Source organism: Actinomyces sp. Z5 (assembly GCF_003287795.1).
Lineage (GTDB): Bacteria > Actinomycetota > Actinomycetes > Actinomycetales > Actinomycetaceae > Actinomyces > Actinomyces glycerinitolerans.
In genome coordinates, this window is record NZ_QMIN01000043.1 from 30,744 (window position 1) to 45,795 (window position 15,052).

At 65.5% G+C, this 15,052-nt stretch carries 11 protein-coding genes; 6 read left to right on the forward strand and 5 right to left on the reverse strand.

Annotation, left to right across the window (positions count from 1 at the left end):
- The first annotated feature begins 72 nt into the window (after positions 1-72).
- Together DRB06_RS04975 and DRB06_RS04980 are read left to right on the forward strand one after the other, a co-directional pair.
- Positions 73-1,776, forward strand: coding sequence for an alpha-amylase family glycosyl hydrolase (locus DRB06_RS04975; RefSeq protein WP_111819288.1), 1,704 nt, complete (start codon positions 73-75; stop codon positions 1,774-1,776).
- A gap of 46 nt (positions 1,777-1,822) precedes the next feature.
- Entirely contained in the window at positions 1,823-2,830 is a 1,008-nt protein-coding gene (locus tag DRB06_RS04980; RefSeq protein WP_108966777.1) for a LacI family DNA-binding transcriptional regulator, read from the forward strand.
- A gap of 60 nt (positions 2,831-2,890) precedes the next feature.
- Here the strand turns inward: DRB06_RS04980 and DRB06_RS04985 are convergent, their stop codons facing one another.
- From DRB06_RS04985 to DRB06_RS05000, 4 genes are all read right to left on the reverse strand, one after another.
- Positions 2,891-5,377: a TIM-barrel domain-containing protein gene (locus DRB06_RS04985; protein WP_111819279.1), complete on the reverse strand. Its 2,487-nt coding sequence runs from the start codon at positions 5,375-5,377 to the stop codon at positions 2,891-2,893.
- A 4-nt stretch (positions 5,378-5,381) separates the two neighbouring features.
- A complete protein-coding gene (locus DRB06_RS04990) occupies positions 5,382-6,203 on the reverse strand; it encodes a carbohydrate ABC transporter permease (protein WP_108966780.1) in 822 nt (273 codons plus the stop codon).
- A complete protein-coding gene (locus DRB06_RS04995) occupies positions 6,200-7,132 on the reverse strand; it encodes a carbohydrate ABC transporter permease (protein WP_111819280.1) in 933 nt (310 codons plus the stop codon). The genes DRB06_RS04990 and DRB06_RS04995 overlap by 4 nt, the downstream gene beginning before the upstream one ends.
- 80 nt (positions 7,133-7,212) lie before the next feature.
- Positions 7,213-8,619: an ABC transporter substrate-binding protein gene (locus DRB06_RS05000; protein ID WP_234416135.1), complete on the reverse strand. Its 1,407-nt coding sequence runs from the start codon at positions 8,617-8,619 to the stop codon at positions 7,213-7,215.
- A gap of 104 nt (positions 8,620-8,723) precedes the next feature.
- Between DRB06_RS05000 and DRB06_RS05005 the strand changes: the two genes are divergently transcribed.
- On the forward strand, positions 8,724-9,740 hold the full coding sequence (locus tag DRB06_RS05005; RefSeq protein ID WP_108966783.1) for a LacI family DNA-binding transcriptional regulator: 1,017 nt from the start codon (positions 8,724-8,726) through the stop codon (positions 9,738-9,740).
- Between the two features lie 736 nt (positions 9,741-10,476).
- Here DRB06_RS05005 and DRB06_RS05010 read toward each other — a convergent pair.
- On the reverse strand, positions 10,477-11,637 hold the full coding sequence (locus tag DRB06_RS05010) for an ROK family transcriptional regulator (protein WP_111819281.1): 1,161 nt from the start codon (positions 11,635-11,637) through the stop codon (positions 10,477-10,479).
- A 143-nt stretch (positions 11,638-11,780) separates the two neighbouring features.
- On the opposite strand from DRB06_RS05010, the gene DRB06_RS05015 reads away from it, so the two are divergent.
- From DRB06_RS05015 to DRB06_RS05025, 3 genes are read left to right on the forward strand one after another with little or no spacing between them, the layout of a single operon-like run.
- Positions 11,781-13,049, forward strand: a complete 1,269-nt coding sequence (locus tag DRB06_RS05015) for an ABC transporter substrate-binding protein (protein ID WP_111819282.1) — start codon at positions 11,781-11,783, stop codon at positions 13,047-13,049.
- Between the two features lie 20 nt (positions 13,050-13,069).
- Complete coding sequence (locus DRB06_RS05020; protein ID WP_234416136.1) at positions 13,070-14,005, forward strand: carbohydrate ABC transporter permease; 936 nt, start codon at positions 13,070-13,072, stop codon at positions 14,003-14,005.
- Positions 14,006-14,011: 6 nt separating this feature from the next.
- Positions 14,012-14,932, forward strand: coding sequence for a carbohydrate ABC transporter permease (locus tag DRB06_RS05025; protein ID WP_108966789.1), 921 nt, complete (start codon positions 14,012-14,014; stop codon positions 14,930-14,932).
- Positions 14,933-15,052: the final 120 nt, after the last annotated feature.

Here is a 15,052-nt window from a genome sequence, read left to right on the forward strand (position 1 = left end):
CTCATTCCGTGTCCGGGCGACCGCTCCTCCACCGCCCGGGCTCCGATCCCGCTCCAGGACACACAAGACCTCATGACCTCGCTTGCTCCGCTCGTGACCGTGCGCAACGACCAGGAAGCCTGGTGGCGCGACGCCGTCATCTACCAGATCTATCCCCGTTCCTTCGCCGACTCCGACGGCGACGGCCTCGGTGACCTGCCCGGAATCACCTCACACATGGACCACCTGGCCGCTCTGGGGGTTGATGCCATCTGGCTGTCGCCCTTCTACCCATCTCCGCAGGTCGACGCCGGCTACGACGTGGCCGACTACTTCGACGTGGCCCCCGAGTACGGGACACTGGCGGACTTCGACGAAATGGTGGCCGCCGCCCGAGCCGTCGGCATCAGGGTTGTGATCGACCTGGTGCCCAACCACTCCTCCGACCAGCACGCCTGGTTCCGTGCCGCGCTGCAGGCGGGACCCGGCTCGCCGGAGCGCGAACGTTACATCTTCCGCCACAGCCCGGACGGGCCGCCCAACAACTGGGGCAGTCTGTTCGGCGGCCCGGCGTGGACTCGGGTCGAGCCGCTTACCGGCCGGGAGGAGGACCGCGACTGGTGGTACTTGCACCTGTTCGCCGCCGAGCAGCCCGACTTCAACTGGGACCACCCCGACGTACACGAGATGTTCCGCGAATTCCTGCGCTTCTGGGCTGGGCGCGGGGTGGACGGCTTCCGTGTGGACGTCGCCCACGGCCTGGTCAAGGCTCCCGGTCTGCCCGACGACGCTCTGGGGGAGGACCGCTGGCGCGGCACCGCCGTCGACGACGAGCGGCCCAAGACCGCCGACAACGGCCCCATGTTCGACCAGCCCGGCGTACACGACATCTATCGCGACTGGCGCAGCGTGCTCAGCGGCATCCGCCCCGACATCCTGCTGGTGGCCGAGGCCTGGGTGGATCCGCCCGAGCAGATGGCCAAGTACGTCCGCGAGGACGAGATGAGTCAGGCCTTCAACTTCGAGTACCTCAAGTCCCCCTGGCGTGCCCCCGACCTGCGCAGAGTCATCGACACCTCAAGGGCAGCCAACGCCGCCGTGGGCGCGCCAACCACCTGGGTGCTGTCCAACCACGACGTCGTCCGTCACGCCACCCGTTTTGGGTTTGCTCCCGGCGCCGAGCCGGACGACGGCATCGGCGCCGAGGATCCGCAGCCTGACACCGCCCTGGGGCTGCGCAAGGCCCGCGCCGCCACCCTGTTCGCCCTCGGTCTGCCCGGCAGCATGTACATGTTCCAGGGGGAGGAGCTGGGCCTGCCTGAGCACACCACCATGGACGACGCCTGCCGCCAGGACCCGGCCTGGCTGCGCACCGACAAGCGCACGCGCGGGCGCGACGGCTGCCGCGTTCCCCTGCCCTGGGCTGCCACTGGACCCGCCTACGGCTTCAACACCACCGGGCGGACCTGGCTGCCGCAGCCCGATGGCTGGGGTGTCTACGCCCCTGCCGTACAGGAGTCCGACCCCGACTCCACCCTGTCCATGTACCGGCGCGCCATCGCGGCCAGGCGCGAATGGCAGTTGGGGCGGGGCGAGGTCGAATGGGTGCAGGATCTGCCCGAGCAGGTGCTTGCCTTCCGCAACGGTGAGGTCACTGTTGCTATCAATATGGGGGACGGGGAGGCCGTACTGCCGTTGACGGGTACGGTGCTGGTGCAGTCTTGGAGCGGGCAGACAGGCGGACGCCTCGACGCCATCACAGTTCCCGCGAACGCCGCCGTGTGGCTAGCCGCATGAGTTGAGGCAGGGCGGGCGGCCCCATCAGGCCCCGGAAGGAGAACGCATGGCCACCCGTGCCGAGGTCGCACGCCTGGCCGGAGTCTCCCCGTCAACCGTCACCTATGTCCTGACGGGACAGCGACCCACCACCCGGGCCACGCGGGAGCGAGTGCAGCGCGCCATCGACGAGTTGGGTTATCGGCCCAACCGGCATGCCTCCGTGCTGGCGGCTCGCTCGGTGCGCACGGTCGGGGTGCTGTTTCGCATGCAGCGCTCCGGCATTGATGTCAACGATCTGGAGTATGTCGAGGGTCTGCGCCAGGGCGTGGAGCCGCAGGGAATGCAGGTTTTCGTTCCCGTGGGACGGCGTTCGGGACCGATGGACGCGCTGGAGGCCCTGGTTCGCTCCCGGGCGCTGGAGGCCGCCGTCCTCATGGACGTAGCCATTGACGACGAACGTGAGGAGTATCTGCTGGGGGAGGGCGTGCCAACCGTGCTGATTGGTACGTCGAACCGTGCCGACGGCGCGCCGGGGGTGGACGCCGACTTCGAGCGGATGGCGGATCTGGGTGTGCACCACCTGGTGGAGCTCGGCCACCGCCGCATCCTGTTCCTCATGCGCGACGTGCATGCCGATCGGTCTCACGCCTATGCGGCTCAGAGTCAGGCTGTACGTCAGGCCGCCCGTAGGCATGGGGTTGAGGCCGTGTTCCGTTCTTGTCCCGACAACGTCATTGCCGGCGCGCATGTACTCGGACCAGACGGGCTGCCGGGGGGATGCACAGCCGTGGTCTCCAACAACGCCAGTGCGCTCGAAGGCGTGATTGCGGCGGCGTGGGCGCGCGGCCTGTCTCTTCCAAACGATCTGTCCCTCGTGTCGGTCGGCTTGACCGCGGCCCGCACCCCGGCCGGGGACTTGGTAACCGAGGTGGGGGTGGACCGGCCGGCGCTCGGGCGTATGGCCGGGGACCTGCTATTGCATTACCTGACCGATGATTCAGTATCCGGTGTAATGCTGGTCGAGCCGCGCCTGATTGACCACGGTTCGACCGCCTCGCCGGGTCCTGCCTGATCCGCCGAGGTCGGTCGACATGCCGACCTCGGCGGAGCAACGGCTCCCGCGGGTGCGGGGTCAGGCGACCTCGCTAATGGCGGCCAACAGCTGCTCAGACAAGCCGGCTGCTCGCAGGCCGCCGATGAGTGTGCCGCCGGTGGCCCCGGAGGAGACCACGCCCCAGGCCCGGTCCTTGGCCGGGTAGGACATCTGGGCGGGTTCAAGGATCCGGAAGACCTCGTCTGCCAGCGACGGCGGCTTAGTGCTCACGCCCGACAGCTCGAGCACGACGCCGTCGGCCGGGCGCACCGTGCCCAGGGAGACGTCCAGGCCGCCGCCGAGGGTGAAGCCGTCGGCGGGGCGTTCCTTGACAGGGGTGTCGGTGCCGTTCACGCGGGCCGTGGCCTGGCCGCCGGCGGACAGCAGATGGACGGCGATCTCCCGCTCGTCTGGTACGACGCCGTCCGGACCGTCCTGGATGATTGCCAGGCGGGCCGAGCCGGCCGCCTCGTTCCAGGTGAGCGTGAAGCGGGTGCGCACCACGCCGTCGGGCCCGGGCTCGGGTGAGCCGTCGTCCTCCTCGAGCACGAACTCGCCGTCGGCTCCCGGCACGACCACCACGGAGAGATGGCGTGGGTTGTCGCCGGCCGCCTCGCCAAGGTCCTCGGCGCCGACGATTACGGACCCGGCGCGCGCCAGGACGGGCACCTGCTCCAGGGGACGGGAGAAAGTGAGCATGCGCCCGTCGGCGGCAGCGGCGTCGTAGCGGCGTCCGGTGGGCAGGTCGAACCAGGTGCCCTGGGGCAGCCACGCCTCCTCCTGAGCCAGGCGCGAGGCCGGGTCGGCGGGCCGCGTGATCGGCATGACCAGCAGGTCCCCGAAGAGGAACTCATTGCGGTTGTCGTAGGACCCCATGCGCCAGGGGTAATCGTGGTAGAGCGGACGCACCGGGCCGATGCCCTCGGCGTGCGCACGGCGCGCCCACGTATACAGGTAGGGCACGAGCCGGTGTCGCAGCCGCAGGTACGCATTCATGGTGGCGTGGGCGTCGCGCGAGTAGCGCCACGGCTCCTTGGAGTTGAACATCGACATGGTGGAGTGCATGCGGTTGATGGGGGAGAAGCAGCCCAGTTGCACCCAGCGGGCCGTCATTTGATCGTCCTTGACGCCGAGCATGTGGCCACCGATGTCGTTGGACCACCAGTAGTAGCCGATGTTGGCGGAGGTGGCGGTGAATTCCGGCTGGAAGCGCAGCGACTCCCAGGATGTGACCGTGTCTCCGGAGAAGCCGATCGGGGTGCGGTGACTGGAGGCGTCGGCGAACCGGGAGAAGGTGATGGGACGACGCCGATAACTGGTCCGGCCGGGACCACTGCGCTCGCGCCCGGAGTCGAGGTAGTGGACGTGGTTGAGCATCCACAGCGGGTCCAGTCCCGGAATGTCGGTGTCGCCTCCCTGCTGCCAGTCCAGCCACCAGAAGTCGACGCCCTGCGTCTCCAGGGTGTGGTGGGCGTGCTCCAGGTAAGCGGCGGTGAAGTCCTTGTCTCCGATGTTGAAGGGGATGTCGGCTCCCGTGGCGGGATCCAGCCCCAGTGCGCGGGCCACAGGCTCGTAGGCGTCCTCGTGGCGGCGTATGCCCGAGGCAGGATGCAGGTTGAGCGTCACCTGCATGCCGCGCTCGTGCAGGGCCGCCAGGAAGCGTTCCGGATCGGGGAACAGTTCGCGGTTCCAGGTGTAGCCGGTCCAGCCATTGCCGATGGCGGGATCAATGTCCACCAGGTGCCAGTCCATATCGATCACGGCCACCGAGAAGGGCAGCTGTTCGGCGGCGAAGCGGTCCATCAACTCCAGGTAGGACCCCTCGGAGTACCGGTGGAAACGGCTCCACCAGTTGCCCAGCAGCGCGCGCGGGATCAGCGGCGTAGGACCGGTCAGTGCGAAGAAGTCGCGCAGGGCCGAGCGGTAGTCCTGCCCGTAGCCGAAGAAGTACAGGTCCTTATCCGGGGCGGTTGCGGTGTTGGCGGCGTGGGAGTGCGGACGTGGGCGCACCCATTCGTCCTCCTGTACCAGCAGTGAGCCGGAGTCGTCGATGACCGAGTGCCCGGTGATTGACAGCAGACCGGGCTGCACCGCGGTGGCGCCATCCACGGTGTCGAGGGTGCGGACGGTGCCGCCCAGGTTGGTGCGGTAGGCCTCTTCCGGGTCCCACCGGTCCCCGTAGCGCCAGGTTCCGCCGTGGGCGCCAATGACGGCGGTGCGGAGGGTGACGCTGAGGCCGGAGCGGGAAAAGCCGCGCGCGGGCAGGTACGTCAGGTGCAGGTGCTCGGTGATGATCTCGACGCGGTCCTCGCTGCGGCGCACCTCGAAGTCCGGAACCGGGCCCAGATCGCGGGAGACCACCAGCTGGGTGGCTGCGTCCACGAAGTTGCCTTCGCGGGAGTATTCCATGCGGATCAGCCGCGAGGTCAGCACCGTGAACCGCCAGTCGGGGCCCGCGACGACGGCGCCGACGGGGGCAGGCGCAGGACGGGGGTCGTTTGAAGCGGAGGAAAGAGGGGAAGCCATGTAATCAGCCCTTTACTGCCGCGGCGGCGGCGCCGGCGATGAAGCGTTTCTGGAAGATAAGGTAAACCACGAGAACGGGGATGACCGAAATTGTAGTGGCGGCGAACAGGCCGCCGTAGTCGGTGCCATAGCGTCCGTTGAAGGTCGTAAGGCCGACCGCGAGAACCTGCATCTTCTCATTGTCAATCATGAGGTATGGCCACAGGTAGTCCTCCCATGCCCACAGGAACTGAAAGATCGCGAGCGCCGAGATCGGGTTACGGCTCATTGGCAGGACTATGCGGTGGAAGATGTAGATCTCGCTGGCGCCGTCTATGCGCGCCGCCTCGAGTACTGCATCAGGTATGTCATCCATCGACTGCCGCATCATGAAAATGCCGAAGCCGCTCATCGCTGCCGGCAGGATCAGCGATAGATAGTTGTCGCGCAGGCCCCATGCGGCGAACATGGTGTAACGCGGGATGATGGTCACGGCCCAGGGGATCATCATCGTGCCAAGGATGAAACCGAAAATGGCGCTACGGCCGGGGAACCGGTACTTAGCGAGCACGAAGCCGCACAGGCAACTGGTGTATATAGTTACTCCGGTCACAATGAGCGCAATGCCCAGCGAGTTCGTGAAGAAGCGGATGAAGTCGAACTTGTCCTGCAGGTTAAGGAAGTTGTCGAGTGTCCACTCCTGCGGGAGGAGCGTCTGGTTGAGTGCGCGGATCTCCGAATTGGGCTTGAAGGCCGAAAACAGCATCCACACGAAGGGGAACACCGTCGTGACGCCGATAATGAGCAGGACCGCTTCTAGGGCGATGGTTTGGACGCGCTTGGTCATCGCTGGCCTCCTGAACGCCGTGAGTTGAGGCCGAATGACGCCGCAGTGAGTGCCGCGGTGATAACCAGAAGCACGAACGCAATCGCGGACGCATACCCGAAGTCATACTGTTGGAAGGCCTCGTCGAAGATGATGTATGAAATGAGGAACGTGGACTTTCCTGGCCCACCCTGGGTCATGATGAGGATTTGAACGTAGGCTTGCACGTAGCTTATGAGAGAGGTGATGACTACGAATATTGTCATCGGCCGCAGTAGGGGCCAAATGATGTGGCAGAAACGCTTCCATGAACTCGCTCCATCGACGCTGGCGGCCTCAAGAGCGTCCTCGGGCAGGGAGTGCAGTGCGGATAGAAAGAGGATAACCGCATAACCGAAGTCCTTCCACACCGTCATGAGCATGATCGCGGGCAAAGCCCAGTGCGAGTCGTACAACCAGTTGATGTCAATGTTGAGGAAGTTGTGAAAAATGCCGATTTGAGGGTTGTACATCATCTTCCACACGTAGGCGATAGCTACCATCGGAGTGACGGTCGGCATGTAGAAGATGGTGCGGAAGAGGGTCTTGTGGCGAGTCACTTTCGACCAAATGGCGTAGGCGAGCGCGAGGCCGAGACCGACTCGCAGGACGATTACGACGACAGAGAAGTACAGGGTATTGGTGAGGGAGGTCCAAAAAGTCGGATCTCGAAAGAGGTCGGCATAGTTTTGCGTGCCGACCCACTTATAGGTTTCGTTCAGTGGGTTCCATTGGTGAAAGGATCCCAGGAGCGCCTTGCCTATCGGGTAGACGAGCAGAACGGCGTTGAACAGGACGATCAGGGTGACGACGCCGTTGCGGAGAGTTCTTTCTCCCTTGTAAGCGCGGCGGTGCCGCGCGATGGTGCGAGACGGGGCCGATGAGTCGGCCGCTAATACTTGTTGGTTCATGACGATAGGTGGGCGGGGAGACCCCCTCCCCGCCCACCCGTCCTCCTTCAGGTGGCGTCTGGCTGGGTGCACCGTGGATGTCAGCCGACCAGCTCGTCGGCGTGGGCGTACAGACCTTCGACAGAGCTGAAGTCGGTCTTGGCGATGTCAGCGTCAATGGCCGCCTTTGCGGTGGTCAAGGCCTCGGGGATGCCGACGCCGTTGTAAAGCACGTCGGACACGGCAATCTTCATGTTGTCTTCAACGGTGGCAGGCATAGGCCCGGGCCACACGTAACGGTCGATCGAACCGAGCGCGCTGGTGACGGGGTGCTGCTTGATCTCGGTGTTGTCAGCGAGCGCGACCGACGAGGGGAAGAGACTGTAGTTGAGACAGAGGTCGACGAGCAGATCGTTACTCGTCAGGAAGAACTTGAGGAAGTCCTGCGCGACCTCGCGTGCGCCGTCAGAGGCGTTCTTGTTGATGCCGGGAGTGGATTCCCCGTTGTAGCGGTCGTATGCGTAGGGGGTCTCGTCTGCGTTGTTGACGGGGAACTGGAAGGTACCGAACTCGATCTCGGGGTAGTCGTTAGCCATCGTGCCGTAAAGGTGTCCCCACGAATAGTGCATGGCGGATAGGCCCTGGCCAAAGGCTTCCTGCGCGTTGGGGCCGAAGTCCGGTGATCCCACCTGGTCTACGTCGTACAGGTCCTTGAAGTACTGGAAATCAGATTTCATCACTTCGTTGTCGACCTGGACGGAAGTTCCGGAAGCGTCGAACAGGTTATAGCCTGACTGGTAGTGCTTCCCCAACAGCATGAGGTAGAGGCTGTCATTGAAGTCGAATCCGGCCTGTTGGAACGAGTTGCCGTCACGCACGGTGAGCTTCTTCGCTATCTCACGGAACTCGTCCCACGTCGTCGGAATATCTTCATCCGTCAAGCCGGCGGTCTCCCACATGGCCTTGTTGTAGAAGATCAGGCCGGTCATGAGTCCGTAGTCGATGTAGTAAACCGAGTCGTCTATTACATGGCCGTCGACTCCGACGAAGTCCTGGGAGAGACTGTCCAGGTCCATATTGTAAGCCTCGCAGTAGGGCAGGACGTTCTCATGGTAGGAGTTGTGGATGTTGAACAAGGCTGGCCCGTCATCACCCTGGAGGGCGAGAGGCAGCTTGGTCCAATAATCGTCCCAGGCCTGGTTTACGATCTTGATCTCTACGTTGGGGTGGATCTTGCTGTAGGCATCGGCAAATGCCTTGAACTTTTCGTCGCCGTCCCATAGCCACCACTCGATAGTGATGGGGTCTCCGTTGTTGACCAGAGTATTCGGGTCGTATGTCAGGTGGTCGCCCTGAATGTCGAGGCCCTTTGCGGCCTGGGTGTCCTGGACTGTCGCGGTTGTATTCCCGCCGCCGCAGGCGGCCAGGGTGGTCAACAGAGCAGCGCTGGTTCCGGCGGCGATGAAACCGCGTCGAGAGATTGGCTTGGGGGAGGGGGTGTGCATCATGGAGTCCTTCGTCGGTACCGGGCTGAGGTTTACCGGTAAACGTCATACACTGTATCGACGGGAAGTACGGCCGTCAAGGTGTTGCTAGCAGGCAGGAGTGGTTCATGTCGACGTTACGAGACGTGGCGGCGCGCGCCGGTGTGAGCGCCATGACGGTGTCCAACGTCATCAACGGCCGCACTGGCAAGGTCTCGGCGCCGACCATCGCCCGCGTGCAGGAGGCCATCGCCGCCCTGGGGTACGTGCCCAGCGCCGCGGCCCGCTCGCTGGCGGGCTCGTCCTCGCGGATCCTCGCCCTGGTTTACGAGGCGGTTCCGGGGCGACCGGCACTGGAGTCCCCGTACGAGTCGATGTTCGTGGGCGTGTGCGAGCAGGCGGCACGGGCGGAGGGCTATGCCCTCATGCTTTGCGGCGCCTCCAAGGCGGAGGACACGGTCGCCCAGCTGCGCTCATGGAATGTCGCCGGCGCGATTGTCATGGCCACCACCCGCATGGCTCCCAGCGAGTTCCTGGAGCGCTCCGGTGTGCCGGCGGTGTTCATCGACTCCTACCGTGACGGCGACGGTATCTCCTACGTCAACATCGACGACGCCGGGGGTGCGCGGATGGTGGGCGAGCGGCTCGGGGCTGTGGGGCATAGGCGTGTGGCTTTCGTCGGCCCCACGACTGATATCCCCGGGGTGGTGCGCGAGCGCTTGCGCGGCCTGCGTGAGGGTCTCGCCGCCCACGGCGGTGGAGTGGAGCGGCGGGACGTGCTGCTCACCGAGGTCGGTTTCGATGAGGGGATTGCCGCGGCGGCGCGGCTGACGGAGCGCAGGTCTCCCGTGACCGCTGTGTTCGCCTCCGGTGACGTGCTCGCCCTCGGCGTTGCCGCGGGACTGCGCCGGGCGGGGCGCCGGGTGCCCGACGACGTCTCCGTGGTCGGCTTCGACGGCCTGGACCTGGCGCGCTACGTCGACCCGCCGCTGACGACGGTGCGTCAGCCGATTCGCGACAAGGCCACCGCCGCGGTTGCCTACCTCCTGGATGAGTTGCGCGACGGCGACGGCGCGCCGCGGCAAGTTGTCCTGCCGGTCACCTGGCAGGAGGGTGGGACGCTCGGCCCTGTTCCGGCGAGCTGATTCAGATAATGACCTGGGTGCGTGTTGCACGACCCCGGGAGTCCCGGGCGGGCGTAAACCAACTCTTCAAGCTCCGGGGTGTGATGCCGGATTCCGGCGTGACGTCGGGTGCGCGGGCGGCCTGCCCACTCGCGGCCCGCCGTCGGCGCCGAGTGCCGTGCGTGGCGGCCCAAAGTGTCCAGGATCGGCATAAACGACTCCGACGTCGCCGGCGACTGTGGGCAGAACGTTGGAATCATGCGGTTTCAAACTCGACCCCTGCGGTCGTCGACGGCCTTTGTGCCGGATTTGGACGTTCCGCCTCCGGCGGGGCGTCCGGGGGCGCGCCCACACCCACCACCCAACATGCCAGGGCAGCAGCGCTCACCCCCACACCCACGAAACAGACAAGCCCGTTTGAGGTCGCCCGCATCCACGTTGACCATGGCGTGCCGGAATCGGCCGCCGGCCGTGCTCGAGTCGGCTGCCGGCCGTGCTCGAGTCGGCTGCCGGCCGTGCTCGAGTCAGCCGCCGGCATCCCGCGTCCGAGTCGGCTGCCGACATACCCATGCCCGGAACCGGGGACGTCTGCAACGCCACTTCGGGGTTAACAACGCCTGTTAACCGTCTGCTGAAGGGCTCCGAGGTATACAGCAGACCGTTAAGTAGCGTTGTTAACGTCTAACCCGCGTAGCAGACGCCTCGGCCCGCCACACCCCCAGACACGAAGGGCCCGTTTTGGGGCGGTCGGCCGCGTTTACAACTGCCCCAGGACTCGGGCACGCAGGGCCAGGGCGGCAGCGCCGGTGGCCCATTCGGCCCGGTCGTGCTCGCGCACGACCACGTCGAGCGGAGTCGCGCTGGCACGGCGCACCGCGGCGATCCCCTGCTGCACCTCGTCCTCGAAGAGCGTGGCGATGGCGGCGCGCTCGCCCGCAACCACCACGACCTCGGGCAGGGTGAACGCCGCGGCCATGCCCAGCAAACGCCCGAGCCTGCGCGCGTAGGAAGCGCATAGAGACACGGCGTCGCCGTCACCCGCGGTCGCCAGCTCGACGACGTCCGCCGCCGCCAGCCAGTCGTGGCCGCGCTGTACCCAGGTGCGTTCGATCGCCTCATTGGTCAGGCAGTCCATCGCCGCTGCGGCGCTGGCCGGCCGAGCGCCGTCGGGCACCGGCACCGTGCCCAGTAGACCCATCTCGGCGTCGGCGTTGGTCACGACCTGGCCGTCCACTACCAGTCCATGGCCGACGCCCGCACCGACCGTGAGTAGGCTGAAGCGGCCGTGTTCCCGTCCCACTCCGAACCAGGCCTCCCGCAGCGTCAGTGCGGTCAGGTCGTTGCCGATAATGGTCGGCACGCCCAGCCGGGCCTCAACGAAATCGGCCAGGGGAACTCGGTGCCAGCCGTAGAACACGGCCTCGTCCACCGTGCGCCCGTCGCGCGCTGTGCCGCCCAGGCTGATCCCCAGGCAGGAGGGTGGCGGGGCGTCCGCGGCGCCACCGGCGAGATCGGTGAGCGCGGCGGCCAACTCGGTGACGATCTCTGCGGGGGAGTGGCCCGTAAGCGGGCGGCGCACAGTGGCGAGCACGCCCAGGCGCAGGTCGGTCAGGACCGCGGTCAGCAAGTTCGTTGACAGGCCAACCCCCACGACGGACTCGGCGTCGGCGCGTACCTCAAGCGGGGACTGCGGCCGCCCGGTGTCGGCCACCTGCAGTGTGTGCGTGGTGAGAAGTCCGGCCTCTACCAGCGGTGTCGTCAGTCGGGTGACCGAACCGGGGGAGATGTCGACGATGCGCATGATCTCGGGGCGCAGTAGTCGCCCGTAACGCAGTAGGGCCAGCACGATCTCGCGCTGGGTGTCGCTGAGAGCGGTCCAAAGCGATGTGGGCCCGGCCGGGGCGCTTGAGTCGGCCATGACCCCATCATGCCCGACTCGGGGGCGACACCTGTGCGCGTGGGCTTGCGCACGGGTTTCTTCTGGTGCAGAATAATCTTTGTTGCCGCCGACCGGTGGCATTCCCACCCCCCCAACCTCAGCAAGGATGCACGGAGGTACCCATGAGAGCACTGAGCAGGCGCTCCTTCCTCGCCGGCACGGCGACGGCGGCGGCGCTCGCGGCCACGGGCGGAACCCTCGCCGGCTGCTCATCCGGAGACGGCAAGGTTCACCTGGAGCTGTTCCAGTTCAAGAGCGAGGCCATCACCCTGTTCGATCAGATCTGTGAGGACTTCAATGCCGCCAACCCGGACATCGTCGTCACTCAGAACTTCCAGGCCGACAACATCACCTCGTTGCGCGCCCGCCTGGTCAAGGGCGACACCCCGGACCTGATCACCATCAACGGCGACTACAACTACGGTGCCCTGGCCGACACGGGCATCTTCTACGACTTCAACCGCACCGACCTGCTCGACGGCGTGAACCCGTCCATCGCCTCCATCCTGGACACGCTCGGCACCGGTGGTGAGGGCCAGACCAATGGCGTCGCCTTCGCCGACAACGGCTCGGGCATCATCTACAACAGGGACGTCTTCGATGCCGCCGGCCTCGAGCCGCCAACCACCTGGGACGAGCTCATCGAAGTCTGTGACGAGTTCACCGCCCAGGGGATTGATCCCTTCTACTGGGCCATCAAGGACAACTGGACCGGCGCACCCGCCTTTAACTCCCTGTCCGGTTCCTTCCTCGCCGACGGCGTCGCCGCCTGGTACGACCAGCGCCGCGACCTCGACTCGGGCACCTCCTTCGCCGAGCTCAGCCCGGTGTTCGAGAAGATGTACCAGGCGATCCAGTACGGCAACGCAGACAAGGCCGCCCTGGGCTACAACGACGGCAACCAGGGCTTCGCGCAGGGCAAGGCGGCCATGTATTGGCACGGCACCTATGCCATTCCCGCCATCCGCTCTTACAACCCGGACATCAACCTGGGGACCTTCGCCGCTCCCGCCGACAACGCGGCCGACACCAAGGTCGTCTCCGGCGTCGACGTGGCTTTGACCATGGGCGAGAACCCGGCCCACCTGGAGGAGAACCTGCGCTTCTTCCAGTACCTGATGGATGAGGCGAACATGACCGCCTACTGCGACGAGCAGGTCGCCTACCCGACCCTGACGACGCTGTCCGCCCAGGATCCCGCCCTGGAGGGGCTCCAGCCCTACTTCGACGCCGGGCGCGTGGCCACCTACTCCGACCACAACTACCCGCCGGCCATCACCCTGAACGCCTACATACAGCAGTACCTGTTCAACGGCGACCTGGACCAGCTGATCTCCACGCTGGACGCCCAGTGGAACAAGGTCGTCCGCCGCATTAACGAGACGGCCTGAGGCAGGAGGACCGAACCACCATGACCACGCAAACCGCCACTGCGCCGCGGGCCGGCGACTCGCAGGCCGTATCCCACAAGATTCAGGACAACAAGGCCAAGAAGGTCGACCCGGCCTTCATCTGGATGCTCGTCCCCGCGGCCCTCGTCTTCACCGTGTTGCTGACGATCCCGCTGCTGACGGGCGTCTTCTACACCTTCACCAACTTCAAGGGCTACGGCGACTGGCACTTCGTCGGCTTGACCAACTACAAGAACCTGTTCTCCGATGACATCATCTGGGGCTCGTACCTGTTCACCTTCAAGTACTCGATCGTCGCCTCCATCCTGACCAACATCATCGCCCTGGGGCTAGCCCTCATCCTCAACTCCAAGATGAAGGCCCGCACCTTCTTCCGCGGCGTGTTCTTCGTGCCCTACATCCTGCCGGTGCTGGTGGTCTCCTACATCTTCAGCTACCTGTTCACCAACAACCTGCCCCAGATCGGGCAGGCGCTGGGCTGGGAGTGGCTGAGCACCTCGCTGCTGGCCAACGAGGACCTGGCCTGGCTCGCGATCGTCGTCGTCGGCGTGTGGCAGGCGGTCGCCTACAACACGATCATCTACCTGGCCGGCCTGCAGACCGTGCCCGATGAGATCTACGAGGCCTCCGCCATCGACGGCGCCGGCCCGGTGCGGCGGCTGTGGTCCATGACCCTGCCGCTGATCATCCCCTACCTGGGCATCAACATGGTGCTTTCCTTCAAGAACTTCCTGGGCGTCTTCGACCAGATCGTCGCCCTGACCTCCGGCGGCCCGGGCACCGCCACGCAGTCCATCTCCTACCTCATCTTCAAGAACGGCTTCCAGGGCGGCGAATACGCCTACCAGACGGCGAACGGCGTCATCTACTTCCTCATCGTGGTGCTGCTGTCCTTCGCCCAGCTGCGCTTCACCCAGAGCCAGGAAAGGGTCTGATCCGCCATGACCGCCACAACCGCCAACATTGACAACTCCGGCTCCGCTGAGAGCCGCCTGGGCACCGCCGATCCCGAGGTCTACCGGGTTCGCAGACGCTCCAAGGGCGTCTTCGGTCGCACCAACTGGTGGACCACCCTGCTGGCGATCGTGCTCAGCCTGACCGTGCTGGTGCCCCTCTACTTCACCGTGGTCACCGCCTTCAAGACGCCCGAGGAACTGGCCACCTCCGGCTGGGCACTGCCCCGGTCCTGGAGCCTGGACAACTTCGCTACCGCCTGGGAGATGACCTCCTACCCTCGGCGGGTGCTGACTTCCGCCATCATCACCGTCGGCGCCACGGTGTTCACGCTGCTGTCCAACTCCATGGTCGCCTATGCGCTGGGCCGCAACATGCACCGCCCCTGGTTCCGCCGCCTGTACTACTACTTCGTGGCGGCCCTGTTCGTACCGTTCCCGATCATCATGCTGCCGGTTGTCAAGGAGACCGCTCTGCTGCACCTGGACAACGAGGCCGGCTTGATCCTGCTGTACGTGGTCTACGGTCTGGCCTTCAACATCCTGATGTACACCTCCTTCATCAAGTCCATTCCGGAGGAGCTGGAGGAAGCGGCCGCCATGGACGGTGCCAGCCGCTGGACTATCTTCTGGCGGATCATCTTCCCGCTGCTGTCGCCCATGAACGCCACCGTCGGGATCCTGACCTGCCTGTGGGCCTGGAACGACTTCCTGCTCCCACTGGTGATCCTGACCGACCAGTCCAAGGCGACCCTGCCGCTGGCCCAGTACGTCTTCCAGGGACAGTTCAACACGAACTATCCGGTGTCCTTCGCCTCCTACCTGATGGCGATCGCCCCGATGTTCCTCGTCTACGTGATCGCTCAGCGCTGGGTCATCTCCGGCGTCATGCGCGGTAGCCAGAAGTGAGTCGGCCGTCCGGTCGGGGCAGCCGCGCCTCGACCGGACGGTTTACCGCTCCACCACTTTGACGTAGGCTGGCTCCAACACCACCAGACCGGCACCAGTGACACACCTTAACCGGTACGA

What these genes read in the sequence shown, in the direction of transcription:
- DRB06_RS04975 (WP_111819288.1), top strand. Translation starts at nt 73, where the DNA reads ATGACCTCGCTTGCTCCGCTCGTGACCGTGCGCAACGACCAGGAAGCC.
- DRB06_RS04980 (WP_108966777.1), top strand. Translation starts at nt 1,823, where the DNA reads ATGGCCACCCGTGCCGAGGTCGCACGCCTGGCCGGAGTCTCCCCGTCA.
- DRB06_RS04985 (WP_111819279.1), bottom strand. Translation starts at nt 5,377, where the DNA reads ATGGCTTCCCCTCTTTCCTCCGCTTCAAACGACCCCCGTCCTGCGCCT.
- DRB06_RS04990 (WP_108966780.1), bottom strand. Translation starts at nt 6,203, where the DNA reads ATGACCAAGCGCGTCCAAACCATCGCCCTAGAAGCGGTCCTGCTCATT.
- DRB06_RS04995 (WP_111819280.1), bottom strand. Translation starts at nt 7,132, where the DNA reads ATGAACCAACAAGTATTAGCGGCCGACTCATCGGCCCCGTCTCGCACC.
- DRB06_RS05000 (WP_234416135.1), bottom strand. Translation starts at nt 8,619, where the DNA reads ATGATGCACACCCCCTCCCCCAAGCCAATCTCTCGACGCGGTTTCATC.
- DRB06_RS05005 (WP_108966783.1), top strand. Translation starts at nt 8,724, where the DNA reads ATGTCGACGTTACGAGACGTGGCGGCGCGCGCCGGTGTGAGCGCCATG.
- DRB06_RS05010 (WP_111819281.1), bottom strand. Translation starts at nt 11,637, where the DNA reads ATGGCCGACTCAAGCGCCCCGGCCGGGCCCACATCGCTTTGGACCGCT.
- DRB06_RS05015 (WP_111819282.1), top strand. Translation starts at nt 11,781, where the DNA reads ATGAGAGCACTGAGCAGGCGCTCCTTCCTCGCCGGCACGGCGACGGCG.
- DRB06_RS05020 (WP_234416136.1), top strand. Translation starts at nt 13,070, where the DNA reads ATGACCACGCAAACCGCCACTGCGCCGCGGGCCGGCGACTCGCAGGCC.
- DRB06_RS05025 (WP_108966789.1), top strand. Translation starts at nt 14,012, where the DNA reads ATGACCGCCACAACCGCCAACATTGACAACTCCGGCTCCGCTGAGAGC.